We start from the raw sequence: 12,594 nt of genomic DNA on the forward strand, positions 1-12,594 counted from the left end.
TTCTGCGCACAAAGGCTGACAAAGAATGTTTGGGACACCGTGGACGGTGCGGGCGGGCGGGTCAGAGCTGCATACGCAGCTCGCCGGCCAGCGCAGCCTTCTCCGCGTTACGGGCGCTGGACTCCAACTGCCTCAGGTTCACCCGGCCACCATGCCGGCGTCCGCACACCGCACCTTCAGAATTTCCAGATCCACCGCGGCGGCATGCTCCTCGGGTGCGAACTCCACGTTGTGCGTGGCCAGAATCCGCTCGGCGAAATCGGCGTCGGCGGCGTTGAGGCTCCGCGAATAGTCGACCGCGAACTTCAACTCCGATTTCAGAAACCGGGCCAACACCCGGATCAACCGCCACCGCCGCGGCGGTCATGACGGCTGAGGAGGCCGGGATCGCCCATACCGGCGCCGGCCCCGCGGCCAGCAGACCCGGAACCGTCATCAGGACAGCCAGAAAAACGGCCCGACGGGCCGTCGGTCGCGCATTCATTGAATTATCCCCCGTGTTTAACAGCATCCCGCCGAGAAGTAGCCTCCACCAGCACCGACTATGACCTCGGTGCTGGCATTCGCATAGTTCCCCACACCTGTGAAGGGCATCGCTTGACAGGTCGGACAGCAGGGATTCACGACAACGGGATCGACATCGACAAACCTGCTTCATTCACGTTCGCCGAATCCTGACTAGATCTAACACGACCGCGGACCGACCCGCCACCCCGCCCGCATCAACCTGAGAAACCTATTTCCTGGATTATTGCAACCATTACTTGGTGATTAACGCAGCTCGTCATGCCATTGACGGCCTTCCTCGGGTTCCCACCGAAGCCACCGGCGCCCGCGTGAAGACCGCTGCCACCACCGCCTACAACGGCAGAACGGCAGGGCCGAGTCGGCGGTCGGCCCGCGGCGGCTCAGGCCTTGTCGCCCATCCGCCAGAAGGCCGTCTCGTAGGGTGGCCGGGTGCGGCGATCAACCACTCCGACGGCACCGACGGTGCCGGATTCTGTTCAGACGGCCGAAGCCGGGCTCGACTCCGAAGAGTTCTACGAGAAGAAACTCTTCGACGGCACCGACCTGATCGGGCTGTTCGCCCAGGACGTCGAGTTCGCGCAGTGCCGGTTCCGGGCGGCGCGGCTGGCCGGGGCGGTGCTGCCGAAGGTCCGGCTCACCGACTGCCTGGTCGAACGTTCCGACTGGTCCAACGCGCGCGCCGAGACCGGCACGATGGAACGGCTCGCCTTCACCGACTGCCGGATGACCGGTCTCGCCTTCAACGGGGGCCTCCTGCGGAGCGTCACGTTCACCGACTGCAAGGTCGACCTGACCAACTGGCGGTTCGCCAAGTTCGACACCGTCGTCCTGACCGGCTGCAACCTGACCGGCGCCGACTTCACCAGCACCGACCTGCGCGGCGCCTCGTTCGTCGACTGCGACCTGACCGGCGCCCAGTTCCACAACGCGACCATGCGCGGCGCCCGTTTCCAGCGCTGCGAACTTTCCGGCATCGGCGGCATCACCAGCTGGGAGGGTGCGATAGTGCACCCCGACGATCTTCTCGGCCTGTCGTACGCCCTGGCCGGGGCCCTGGGCATCGTCGTCAAGGAGTAACGGTCAGGCCAGCCCCGCCTCCCGGGCCAGGATCGCGGCCTGGACCCGGGACGTACAGCCCAGTTTGGCCAGCACCCGGGACACGTGGGTCTTCGCGGTGGCCTCGGTGATGGACAGCGCGGCGGCCAGATCGGCGTTGGACAGTCCCCGGCCCAGGGCGGCCAGTACGTCACGTTCCCGCTGGGTGAGGCCGTTCAGGACGGGTGGTGCGGGCGGCCCGGCCGGTGTGGCGGCGAACGCGGTCAGCAGACGGCGGGTCACCTCCGGGGCCAGGAAACCGTCCCCGGCGGCGATCCGGCGGACCGCGTCGACCAGGGCGGCCGGTTCGACCGATTTGAGCAGGAAACCGGCCGCCCCGGCACGCAACGCCCCGAACAGGTATTCGTCCAGGTCGAAGGTGGTCAGGATCAGCACGTCGGCGAACCCGGCGGTGGTGATCTCGCGGGTGGCGGTGATGCCGTCGGTGCCGGGCATCCGGATGTCCATCAGCACCACGTCCGGGCGCAGTACCGCGGCCTGCCGGACCGCGATCGCCCCGTCGGCGGCCTCGCCGACCACCACGATGTCGGTGGCCTGCTCCAGCATCAGGCGCATCCCGGCCCGGATCGCGGCATGATCGTCGGCGAGCAGAACCCTGATCATCGGCTGATCAGAGGCAGACTCGCCTCGACCGTCCACGTGTCGCCGTCCGGTCCGGCGGTCAGGTCCCCGCCGAGCAGGGCCGCGCGTTCCCGGATCGACCACAGCCCGGTGCCCGTGCTCAGCACCTCGTGGTCCAGGCCGGCCGGGCCGGTCAGGGTGTTGGTGACGGTGACCAGCACCCGGTCGCCGGTAGCCCGCACGTGCAGGCGCACCTGAGAGCCGGGCGCGTGTTTGGCCGCGTTGGTCAGCGCCTCCCGCAAGATGCCGTAAACAGTGTGCTGAACTACCGCCGGGGCGCCCGGTACCTCGCGGATCCGGACGTCCATTCGCAGGCCGCCGGCGTCGGCGGCCTCGATCAGTTCGGGCAGCCGGTCCAGGCCGCCGGGCAGCGACGGTTCCTCGGCGGCCCGCAGCAGCAGGATCATCGAGCGCATCTCCTCCAGGGCGGCGAGGCTGCTGGTCCGGACGGCCTGGAGGGCGGCCCGGTCCCGCTGGGTGTCCGGTGGTGCGGCGAGCGCGGCGCCGGAGTGCATGGCCGTGGTGGCCAGGTGCGCGGCGATCACGTCGTGCAGGTCGCGGGCCATCGTGGCGCGTTCGGCGAGAACCGCCTCGCGGGCGGTGCGCTCGGCGTCGAGCAGGCCGAGTTGCTGTTGCTGGCGCAGGTTCGCGGCCCACCACAGCGGCACGAACAGCAGCGACGTCAGTTGCAGGCCGATGAAGACGGCGATCCGGAGCTGACCGGCGGCCAGCCCGCCGACGACGGTGGCGGTGCCGATCAGCACGAAGATCACGCCGGTCACCGCGGTCCGGGCCCGGGTCGAGGCGAACAGGCCGACCGCGAAGATCAGGTCGAACATCACCAGGACCACGGCGATGCTGCCGCCGAGCAGCACGTCGACGCCGAGGCACAGAGTGCCGGCGACGAGCGCGACCGTCGGATGCCGGCGTTTGGCCAGAGTGAGCAGACAGCCACCGGCCAGGGGGACGACGTGCCAGACGTCGGGCAGTCCGCCGAACTCATCGATCTTCGGTAGCGACCAGACCTCGATCAAGCCGACCACGTTCAGGAGGACGCCACCCACGAAGAGAGCCGCGGCGTTCGCGGCGTCCCGGAGAAAGACGCTGCTCCGCCACCGTTCCCGCAGATCCACCCCGTCATCTCACCATGCCCGCGCGGCCGGGTTCGTCCGTCGAAAGTTGTATGCCGCGACCGCGTGCACATCCTTCGGCCGACGCGCGGGACGGCCATCGGGACTCATCGTGACGGGCATGGATGTCGCTCTGCTCGCCTCATTGTCCGTGCTCGCACTGATCGACTCGACCAGCTTCGGCACCCTGCTCATCCCGATCTGGCTGATGATCCACCCCGGCCCGGTGCGTCCCGGGCGGATCACGATCTTTCTGGGTACGGTCGCCGCCTTCTACTTCGCGGTCGGCGTCGCCGTGGTTCTCGGCGCGGGTGCGCTGCTTCCCGAGATCAACCGGATCCTCGACACCCGCCCCGCACAGTGGACCATGCTGGTCATCGGGGTCGCGCTGTTCTTCGGGAGTTTCCGGATGGGCCGTAAGAAGAACCCCGGCACCGAGGGCCGTGCGGCCCGCTGGCGGCGCCGAGTCCTGGCCGAGGACGGCGGGACGCTCGCTCTGGCCGGCCTGGCGCTGGTGGCCGCGCTGATCGAGGTGTCCACCATGCTCCCCTACCTCGGGGCGATCGGCCTGATCACCACCGCGGACCTCGCCGTGCCACCGATCGTGCTGCTGATGGCCGGGTACTGCCTGGTCATGATCGTCCCGGCTCTGCTCCTGATGGTGCTGCGGCTGGCGGCCGGGCGGCGCCTGGTGCCCGCGCTGACCCGGATCAGCGACTGGATGACCAACAGCGACACTCTTTCGTGGATCGTCGGCATCGCCGGCTTCCTGCTGGCTCGCGAGGCCGCCGTCGGCCTGGCCCTCATCAACACCTGATTCGCCCCGAAATCGGCTTCTCGTTTTGATTCGTGCACCCCGGAAAGGCGTCACCGAATAGGCACCGAAAGTCACGTTTGATAACGTCCGTCCACCCTATATATTCTGATCTTGAAGTTGCGGGCCCCGGACGCGGGAGAACCGTTGCCGCGCCGCCTTTGCATGCAGGTGTTTCAGCGCGGTTTCCCCTTGCGTTTTCGGAGGTCACCGTGGGTTGGTTCATCAGTCAGTCACTAGTCTTCATCATCCTCGCATTCATTTTGGGGGTGATTGCCGGAAGACTGTGGAAAAAGGCGCCGGAGAAGCCCACGGAACCACCGGTCACCGACGATGAATTGGAACGGATCGAAGGCGTCGGCCCCGCCATGGCCAATGCCCTGCGCGCCGCCGGAATCCGCACGTTCGGCCAGCTCGCGGAAAGTGACGACGACGCCAAGCGCAACGCCCTCAAGGCGGCCGGCCTGAAATTCGCCCCCAGCCTGGTCACCTGGAGCCGGCAGGCCCGCCTGCTGGCCGATGGCGACGAGGCCGCCTTCGCGGTGCTGACCGCCCGCCTGATCGCCGGCCGGGACACCGAGCAGCCGACGTCCCGTCCCACCCCGAAACCCACCAGCCGCTCCACCGGCAGGCCCACCAGCCCATCCCCGACAGCGGCGTCCGCCGTCCCGGCCACGTCGTCCGCGTCGCCGGCGGCGTCTCCGGTCCCGGCCCCCGCCGACCCGTCGTCGTGGTCCGCCATCCCGTCCGCACCCGCACCCGGCAAGCCGGACACCCCCTCCGCCGTGACCGGCACCCCGGAATCGGGAGAGCGGGGAACGGTCGCCGTGCTGGAACGGACCGAGGTCACCGCTCCCCCCGCAGGTCTCGAAAGCGTCACCACCACCGAAAACGCCGCCACGCCGAAGAGCAGCGGCACTGCAAACAGCGCTGACATCTCAGACAGCACCGACGCTTCAGATGGCCCCGGCGCCTTGGAAAGCGCCGACAGCGGCACCATTGGCGCGCCGAAGAAGGCGGCTCAGCACAAGAGCGAGAGCAAAAAGAGCGAAAGCAAGAAGAACGAAGGCAAGAAGGGCGACCGCAAGAAGTCCGGCCGCGATTCCGAGGCGACCGCCCGATGACGACGACAGTCTCCCGGCGCCCGATCACGACGCCGCTCTCCCGCCGCTGGATCGCCGTGCTGGCCGCCGTTCTCGGACTGGCCGCGATCATCGCCGGCCAGCTCGGGCCGAACCGTTACCGCCTGGAGGACGACCTGGCCCAGCGGGCCGGCGCAGCCCTGTCAGCAGCCGGTCAGCCGCACGCGAGCGTGTCGTTCGCCGGCCGGGACGCCCTGGTGGCGGCCCCCTCGCAGGTCGAAGCCGACCAGGCCCGCAACGTGGTGGCCACAGTGTCCGGTGTCCGGGCCGTCGGCACGCGGGTGACCGCTCCGGCGAAGACCGCTCCGGTGGTGGACCATGCGGCCGAGGCGACCCGGCAGCGCTTGACCGAGGCTGCCGAGCGGGCCCGGGTGAGGCTGGCCGAACGGCAGAGCGCGTTGGCCGTACAACAGCAATTGGATGATCTTTCGGCGTTGACCTTCCACACCGGAGGCGCGAACCTGACCGCCGAATCGCGGAAGGCGCTGCGGAAGGTCGCGGCGCTGTTGACGGCCAATCCGGGGATGGGGCTCCGGGTCGGCGGGCACACCGATTCGCGGGGGTCGACGGCGACGAACCTGGCGTTGAGCCGGGACCGGGCCGACGCCGTCAAGGACGCCCTGGTCGAGAACGGGGTGGCTGCTGACCGGCTGACCGCGAAGGGGTACGGCGAAGCCCGCCCGGCGGTGTCCAACGACACCGCCGAGCACCGGGCCACGAACCGTCGGGTGGAACTCGCGATCGTCAGCTGACCACTGGTGACCCGGACCGCCCGGTCCGGGTCACCGGTGCCGGTGGCCGGAGCCTGCCTCAGCTGCTGGCCCGATGCAGAACCGGCTGGATCCGCAGCGCCTCGACCAGACTCCGGTAGAGATCGTCGGACGCATACAGCGACGTGTGGGTGCCCTGGGCCCGGATCCGCCCGGCCTCCACGACCACGATCCGGTCGGCGTCGAGCACGGTCGACAGCCGGTGCGCGATCGTCACCACCGCCCCGTGCGCGGCGTGCGCGCGGATGCAGTCCTGCACGGCGGCCTCGGTCAGCCCGTCGACCTGCGCGGTCGCCTCGTCCAGCAGCAGCACCTCAGGAGTGCGCAGCAGTGCCCGGGCCAGGGCGATCCGCTGGCGCTGGCCGCCGGAGACATCGGTGGCGTGCAGAGCCGGCTCCAACTCGTCGAGGCGTACGGACCGCAGCACCGCCCGTACCTCGGCGTCGGTCGCGTCGGGATGGGTGAACCGCACGTTGTCGCCGACCGTGCCCGGGACCACCGGGGTCTCCTGCTCGACGTAGGCCAGCCGGCCCCGCACCTCCCGGTGACTCCACTCGGAGTAGGGGCGCCCGTCCAGCAGGATCCGGCCCTCCTCCGGCTCTAGGAACCGCAGGAGCAGCGAGAACAGGGTGGTCTTGCCCGCGCCGGACGGGCCGACGATCGCGGTGTGACCACGCCGGGGGATCTCCAGATCGAGACCGTGCAGCACCGGCGGGGCGTCCGCACCGTACCGAGCGGTCACGCCCTGCAACCACAGCACCGGACCGTCCGGTGTCGTCGCGGTCTCGGAGGAACCGGCCGAGACCGGTTCGAGGGCGATCGACTCCAGCTCGTTGATCCGGCCGGACGCGGCGATGCCGGCCTGGAGCGCGGTCAGGTTCCGGGTCAGTTCGCCGATCGGGCCCATCAACTGGAAGACGTAGAGCAGGAACGCCACCAGACTGGACACCTCGAGCAGCCCCGCGTCGGCCCGCCAGGCACCGACCGCGAGGATCAGGATCACCGCGAAGTTGATGCCGGACCAGGCGATGGTCCACACCGAGGCGGCGATCCGGGCGGCCCGGACGCTGTACCTGGCGGCGTCCTGCGCGTTGCCGACGATCTGGTCACCCTGGCGGGCCTCGGCCCGGGAGGCCTTGACGGTGCGGATGGCCCGCAACGCTCCTTCGAGGTTCGCGCCCAGCTTGCCAACCGACTCCTGAGCGGCGGTCTGCGCCACCCCGATCTTCGGCAACAGCAGGGACATCAGCACCGTGACCACGACGACGGCGCCCAGCGTGCAGGCGAACAGCGTGAGGTCGAGCACCGCCATCAGCACCAGCGTGCCGATCAGGCCGATGCCCGCGTTGATCAGCCCGATGATGCTGCTCGACGCCTCGTGCAGCAGACCGGTGTCGGAGGTGACCCGGGTGACCAGCTCACCGGTCGCGCGGGCCTGCAGGTCGAGGACCCGGGCCCGGAAATAGCGCCGGATGATCGAGGTGCGGGCGTCGAGGACGATCCGCTCGGCAAGTGTCCCCAACAGGATCGACTGCCAGAGGTTGATCACGGACCCGACCACGACCAGCCCGGCCAGCACCGCGATCGGCCCGGTCAGGTCGACGCCGCCGCTGAAGCTGTCGAGCACCCACTTGGTGACCATCGGGGTGGCCAGCCCGGCCGCGTTGCCGATCAGGCCGAGCACCAGCCCGAGCGCCATCGTGCGACGATGCGGGCGGAGCACGGCGAGCAGAGTGCCCAGTCTCGTGGTGTCTGACATGCCCGCTGTCGAAGTGGTGTCTGGCATGCCCGCTATCGAACACCATCTCTTCCAGCGGCTACGCCAACGGTACCGGCATCTCCCACGGCGAGTCGGTCACTCCCCGGTGAAGACCGGCACGCGGCGGGCCAGGCTGGCGGCGATGCCTTCGGCGCTGTCCTTCGTCGCCCAGTGGATCCGCTGCTCGGCCAGTTCGTGGTCCAGCGCCGCCCGCACCCGCTCGGCCAGGCCCTGCCGCAGCGTGGCCCGGATCGACCGGACCGCCAACGGCGCCGACCCGGCGATCTCGGCGGCCAGCGCGCGAGCCGTCACCCGCAGCAGGCCCGGCTCGGCGAGACGGTCGGCCAGCCGCAGACGCAACGCCTCGTCGCCGCCGACCCGCCGCCCGGTCAGCAGCATGTCCGCGGCGGCCTGCCGCCCGACGATCTCCGGCAGTGTCACGCTCACCCCGAACCCCTGGTGGAAGCCGAGCCGCGCGAAGTTGGCCACGAATCGGGTCGACGCCTCCGCGACCCGGAAATCGGCGGCGCACGCCAGGCCGAGCCCGCCGCCCACGGCGGTCCCCTGCACGGCGGCGATCATCGGCGTACGAACATCGAACAGCTCCGCGGCCCGCCGGTACAGCCGCTCGGCCGCCGCCACGTGATCCACGGCGAAATCGCCACCGCCGAAGTCGGCGCCCGCACAGAAGTGCTTCCCCTGTGACGCCAGGATGATCACCCGGCAGGCGGGGTCGTCGTCGAGCCCTTTGGCCGCTTCCACGACCCGCCCGATCAGCGCCTCGTCGAAATGGTTGGCCGGCGGCCGCCGCATCTCCAGCAGCGCCACCCCGTCCTCGACCTCGACCTCGACCTCGACCTCGACCTCGACCTCGACGGGCAGATCGTCACTCAGCACAGTCGCACCGTACCGGATCGTCTTCCGGCGACCATGCGAACATCGGGTCGTGCGTAACGAGCAGCGAATCCCGACCCGGACACCGGAATCCCGAGACTTTGCGGTACGCGTACAAACAGTGATGAATTTGACCGCGAAACTCAACGCGCTGCCGTTCGACGATCTCGCGGCCCGCCGGAGGTTGCTCACCGAGATCTTCGGCGGGCCGATCCCGGAGTCACTGTCGATCCTGCCGCCGTTCCACTGCGACTACGGGCTGGGCGCGTCGTTCGGCGAACGCGTGTTCATCAACCAGGGCTGCTACTTCCTCGACCTGGGCGGCATCACCATCGGTGACCGGGTCCTGATCGGCCCCCGGGTCACGCTGACCACCGCCGGTCATCCCGTCGAACCCGCCGAACGCTACGACTACCTGACCCACGCCCCCATCGTCATCGAGGACGACGTGTGGATCGGCGCCGCCGCCACCATCACCCCCGGAGTGACGATCGGCCACGGCTCGGTCGTCGGCGCGGGCGCGGTGGTCGCCAAGGACGTGCCCCCACTGAGCGTGGTGACCGGCACCAGCATCGTGGAACGCAGACGCCTATCTCACTGAGGCCGGGCCTTCTGCGGGTGAGGCGTCTCGTGGCGGGACAGCATCGCGACGAACTCGACGATCTTGCGGGCTCGGGTCTCGGCACGCTTGACGGAGTTGACCCGCACGATCAACGCGAACCGGTTGCTCTTGGTGAGCACGTCGAACATGGCCTGCGCTGCCGGATCGGCGGCGATCGCGGCCGCCAAGTCGTCGGGCACCACGGCTTCGGACGGCGGGGCGTAAGCGGCCGCCCACCGGCCGTCCGCCCTCGCGGACTCCACCGCCGCCCGGCCCGCCGGGAACATCAGCCCCGCCGCCTCCAGTCGGGCGACGTGCTCGACGTTCCGCTTCGACCAGGAACTACGCGCCCGGCGCGGGGTGTACCGGATCCACGAGGACTCCTCGTCCCGCTTACGGGCCTGCCCGTCGATCCAGCCGAAACACAACCCCTCGTCGACCGCCTGCTGCCAGGTCAGCGTGGTGACGGTGCCACCCTTCCTGGTCAGGGCGAGCCACACGCCGGGCGCTGACGTGTGGTTCGCCAGCAGCCACGCCCGCAGCGCCCCGGAGTCGGCGACGATCAGTTCCGGCAGTTCAGCGGCAGCCACGGCCGATCAGCTCCAGGTGCCGTCGTCGCGGACCCGGTAGGTCCGGCGACCCGAGGTCAGCGTCTCCAGAGCCTCCAGGTAGGTGTCGGCCACAAACCACTCACCGGCCTGATCCAGATCGAAGACCCGCCCATGCTCGTCGATGGCCAGGACCGATTCGCTGTTCACCCGGCCCAGCGGAAGCAGACGGGCCCCGATCACCTGACCGAATTCGTGCAGCAGGTCGGCGGTATGAGCCGCGGTCCCCGGATGGATCTCGAAGAGGCGGGAACGCTGGGACACACCCGGCGCACGACGGCTGGCCCCGACCAGTCCGGTGTAGCCCATCGCCTCGGCGAACGCCGCAAACGACTCGTGCCGGAACTCCTGACCGGCGACCGGGAGGATGTCCTCCTCCAGCGTGCCCTGCATCATCTCGGCGACCAGCTCCCGCGGTGCATCCGGCCACCATCCGCCGTTGAGCAGTTCAGAGGCAGCCGTGTCGGAGAAGACGGCCGGGACGGGGTTAGGCCGGGGCTCCGCCCTGAACTCGTGCAAAGCCCCGGAACTGGCCCACGGCAGCAACGCCAACTGGGTGAGCACGTAGACGCAGGTCTCGCACGGGTCGTTGGCCTTGCCGCCCAACGGGTCACCGGGGGCATGGATCTGGAACGTCTGGAACTGTGATCCCCGCAGTGAGGCCCGTGCCTCGTCGAGGGTGACCGGGGGAAGGCCGTCCAACGCCCGGCGCCGGTCCACGTCGTGCAGCGCGTCGGAGCAGGCGATCAGTTCGGCATGCCGCTCGTGACCGCGAACCTGCTCGTGGGGTGTCTGCTCGGCCAGCCGTTCCAGCACCAGCCGGTGATGGTTGAGTTTCTGGTCGCCTTTGGCTCCACGGCTGATGTAGACACGCCCGCCGACCGTCGCGTGTGCGGCGATACTCGGCGCTACCCGGCGGTGGATGTCGCGGCGTAGCTGCACCTCCGGGTCGGCGGTGCGAGGCGGGCCGACGATGTCGTCGCGGTTGTTCCGGTACATCTGCTGCACCGTGTCGAACGGCAGGTTCGGCCACGTCGACAGTCGCCCGGTCTCCCGGTCGATGATCTGGGCACCGCCGCCGATCTCGACCGGCGGTGAGCCCGGCCCGACCGGTGGAGGCGCGGTCAAGGTGACGAGGAACCCCAGGTCGAACTCCTGGACCAGAGCTCTGCGCTCCTGGCCGGTCAACGTGTGGAAACGGGCCCAGGTCGCCGCGATGGCGTCGGCCTCCGCACGAGTGATCACTGTTCGTTCCTCCAGGTGCCGTCATCACGGATACGGGCATTCGGTAAGCCCATGACCAGCGCGATGATCGCCTCGTCGAGCGTCTCCCCGATGAACCACTCGCCGCCCTGATCGAGCGAGAAGACCCGGCCGCGCTCGTCGATCGCCAGGATCGCCTCGTCGAAGCCCTCGGAGCCGAGCGGGAACATCCTGGCCCCGGTGACCTGGCCCAGTTCGTACAGCGGATCGGCCAGATAGCGGCCGCCACCGCCGGAGTTGATCTGGAAGGAGCGGACGCGCTGCCCCAGGCCGGGCCCGTTGCGGCGGGTCATCACGTCATGGAACTGGAGGTACGCCTCGCGAGCCGCCGGAAACACCCGGATATGGTGCTCGGTGTCCAGGTCCCGGTCGTCTTCGGTGTTCGCCAGGTCCGACTCGGCCCGGCGTGATCGTCCCCATCCCGCCGCGGTCAGCTCCCACGCCACCTCTGGCGGGAAGCGGCCGGGCTGCGGGTCGTCGCCCGAGGTGGCCCGTCGGATCAGCTGGTTGACCCGGTGGATGTCCTCCGAGGCCGCGAGCATCCCCAGCTCCACCAGAATCTCCCAGCAGGTGGCGCACAGATCGGTGGGCCGGCCGCCGCGGAAGTCGTTCTCCTCGCGGATGTAGAACGTCTCGAATCCGCCGTGGCCCAGCAGCACCCGGGCCTCGTCGAGGCTGAGCGGTGTCTGGCCGGCTCCGGCACGGGTCTGATCGGCGTCGGCGAACACGTCCGACAGCACCAGCAGTTCGGCGTGCCGCTCAGCGCCGCGGATCCGGGCCTGTCGCGGGATCGCTTCGAGCAGTCCCGCGACCAGCGGATGATGGCGCAGCTCCTGGTCGCCCTTGGCGCCACGGGCCCGGAACAGCCGGCCACCCAGGGTGATGTGTGCCGCCACCGACGGGCTGACCCGGCGGTGGGCCTCCCGGCGCAGTTCGGCGATCGGGTCGGCGGTCCGGTGCGGGCCGTTCACGGTGTCCCGGCGCTCGGTGTAGATCCGGTCGAGTTCCTCGGAGGGTGCCGGCGGCCAGTACGACAGTCGGCCGGTCTCACGGTCGACGACGGTGGTCAGGTCGGCGCCCGGCTGAGTGCGGATCTCCGGCGGCAACCGCATCCAGACCGCGAACCCGTGGGTCAGTTCGTCAACCTCCGGCATGCACTGGTAGCCACGCCGGAACGACTGCCTGCGAGCCCACCCGCCGGCAATGTCCTGCACCTCGGCCAGCGTGATCATCCAGCCCGCCCCCTTCGGTCCGTCCGTGCGAGCTTAGAGCCCTCGGCCAACGCCGCTCGGTGGAGGCCCGGGGTTGATTCCTGCTGGTAGGTTCTGTCAGTCAAATCGCGAGTCCG

At 69.6% G+C, this 12,594-nt stretch carries 13 protein-coding genes; 5 read left to right on the forward strand and 8 right to left on the reverse strand.

Translation table 11 applies throughout. The annotated features are described in order from the left end of the window. Window positions 1-138 precede the first annotated feature (138 nt). Window positions 139-336, reverse strand: coding sequence for a hypothetical protein (locus BLU81_RS15770; RefSeq protein WP_092545370.1), 198 nt, complete (start codon window positions 334-336; stop codon window positions 139-141). A 621-nt stretch (window positions 337-957) separates the two neighbouring features. Here BLU81_RS15770 and BLU81_RS15775 point away from each other — a divergent pair. Then, window positions 958-1,605, forward strand: coding sequence for a pentapeptide repeat-containing protein (locus BLU81_RS15775; protein ID WP_157751606.1), 648 nt, complete (start codon window positions 958-960; stop codon window positions 1,603-1,605). 3 nt (window positions 1,606-1,608) lie between these two features. Here the strand turns inward: BLU81_RS15775 and BLU81_RS15780 are convergent, their stop codons facing one another. Continuing rightward, window positions 1,609-2,247: a response regulator gene (locus BLU81_RS15780; protein ID WP_092545371.1), complete on the reverse strand. Its 639-nt coding sequence runs from the start codon at window positions 2,245-2,247 to the stop codon at window positions 1,609-1,611. Beyond that, on the reverse strand, window positions 2,244-3,398 hold the full coding sequence (locus BLU81_RS15785; RefSeq protein ID WP_092545372.1) for a sensor histidine kinase: 1,155 nt from the start codon (window positions 3,396-3,398) through the stop codon (window positions 2,244-2,246). The genes BLU81_RS15780 and BLU81_RS15785 overlap by 4 nt, the downstream gene beginning before the upstream one ends. 118 nt (window positions 3,399-3,516) lie before the next feature. Between BLU81_RS15785 and BLU81_RS15790 the strand changes: the two genes are divergently transcribed. The 3 genes from BLU81_RS15790 to BLU81_RS15800 all read left to right on the forward strand — a co-directional run bounded on the left by BLU81_RS15790 (window position 3,517) and on the right by BLU81_RS15800 (window position 6,103). Then, the gene (locus tag BLU81_RS15790) at window positions 3,517-4,212 is read left to right on the forward strand and encodes a GAP family protein (RefSeq protein WP_092545373.1); all 696 of its coding nucleotides are present in this window, start codon (window positions 3,517-3,519) and stop codon (window positions 4,210-4,212) included. Between the two features lie 209 nt (window positions 4,213-4,421). Beyond that, window positions 4,422-5,333, forward strand: a complete 912-nt coding sequence (locus BLU81_RS52070; protein WP_157751607.1) for a helix-hairpin-helix domain-containing protein — start codon at window positions 4,422-4,424, stop codon at window positions 5,331-5,333. Continuing rightward, window positions 5,330-6,103, forward strand: coding sequence for an OmpA family protein (locus BLU81_RS15800; protein ID WP_092545375.1), 774 nt, complete (start codon window positions 5,330-5,332; stop codon window positions 6,101-6,103). Before BLU81_RS52070 ends, BLU81_RS15800 begins: the two co-directional genes overlap by 4 nt. A 58-nt stretch (window positions 6,104-6,161) precedes the next feature. On the opposite strand, the gene BLU81_RS15805 is transcribed toward BLU81_RS15800, so the two are convergent. Both BLU81_RS15805 and BLU81_RS15810 read right to left on the reverse strand, forming a co-directional pair. Beyond that, a complete protein-coding gene (locus BLU81_RS15805; protein ID WP_231954572.1) occupies window positions 6,162-7,907 on the reverse strand; it encodes an ABC transporter ATP-binding protein in 1,746 nt (581 codons plus the stop codon). Between the two features lie 69 nt (window positions 7,908-7,976). Then, window positions 7,977-8,777 carry an enoyl-CoA hydratase/isomerase family protein gene (locus BLU81_RS15810; protein WP_231954574.1) on the reverse strand — a complete coding sequence of 267 codons (801 nt, stop codon included), beginning with the start codon at window positions 8,775-8,777 and terminating at the stop codon, window positions 7,977-7,979. Window positions 8,778-8,898: 121 nt separating this feature from the next. Here BLU81_RS15810 and BLU81_RS51525 point away from each other — a divergent pair, with 121 nt between their 5' ends. Next, complete coding sequence (locus tag BLU81_RS51525) at window positions 8,899-9,375, forward strand: sugar O-acetyltransferase (RefSeq protein WP_092545376.1); 477 nt, start codon at window positions 8,899-8,901, stop codon at window positions 9,373-9,375. Here the strand turns inward: BLU81_RS51525 and BLU81_RS15820 are convergent. Genes BLU81_RS15820 through BLU81_RS15830 form a run of 3 tightly spaced genes read right to left on the reverse strand, consistent with a single transcriptional unit; the run spans window position 9,369 to window position 12,478 of the window. Then, a complete protein-coding gene (locus BLU81_RS15820) occupies window positions 9,369-9,965 on the reverse strand; it encodes a YdeI/OmpD-associated family protein (RefSeq protein ID WP_092545377.1) in 597 nt (198 codons plus the stop codon). The genes BLU81_RS51525 and BLU81_RS15820 overlap by 7 nt on opposite strands. A 6-nt stretch (window positions 9,966-9,971) precedes the next feature. After that, on the reverse strand, window positions 9,972-11,228 hold the full coding sequence (locus BLU81_RS15825; RefSeq protein ID WP_092545378.1) for an SUKH-3 domain-containing protein: 1,257 nt from the start codon (window positions 11,226-11,228) through the stop codon (window positions 9,972-9,974). Next, entirely contained in the window at window positions 11,225-12,478 is a 1,254-nt protein-coding gene (locus tag BLU81_RS15830) for an SUKH-3 domain-containing protein (RefSeq protein ID WP_092545379.1), read from the reverse strand. Before BLU81_RS15830 ends, BLU81_RS15825 begins: the two co-directional genes overlap by 4 nt. Between the last annotated feature and the right edge of the window lie 116 nt (window positions 12,479-12,594).

It is taken from the genome of Actinoplanes derwentensis (assembly GCF_900104725.1).
In the GTDB taxonomy this organism is placed as follows: domain Bacteria; phylum Actinomycetota; class Actinomycetes; order Mycobacteriales; family Micromonosporaceae; genus Actinoplanes; species Actinoplanes derwentensis.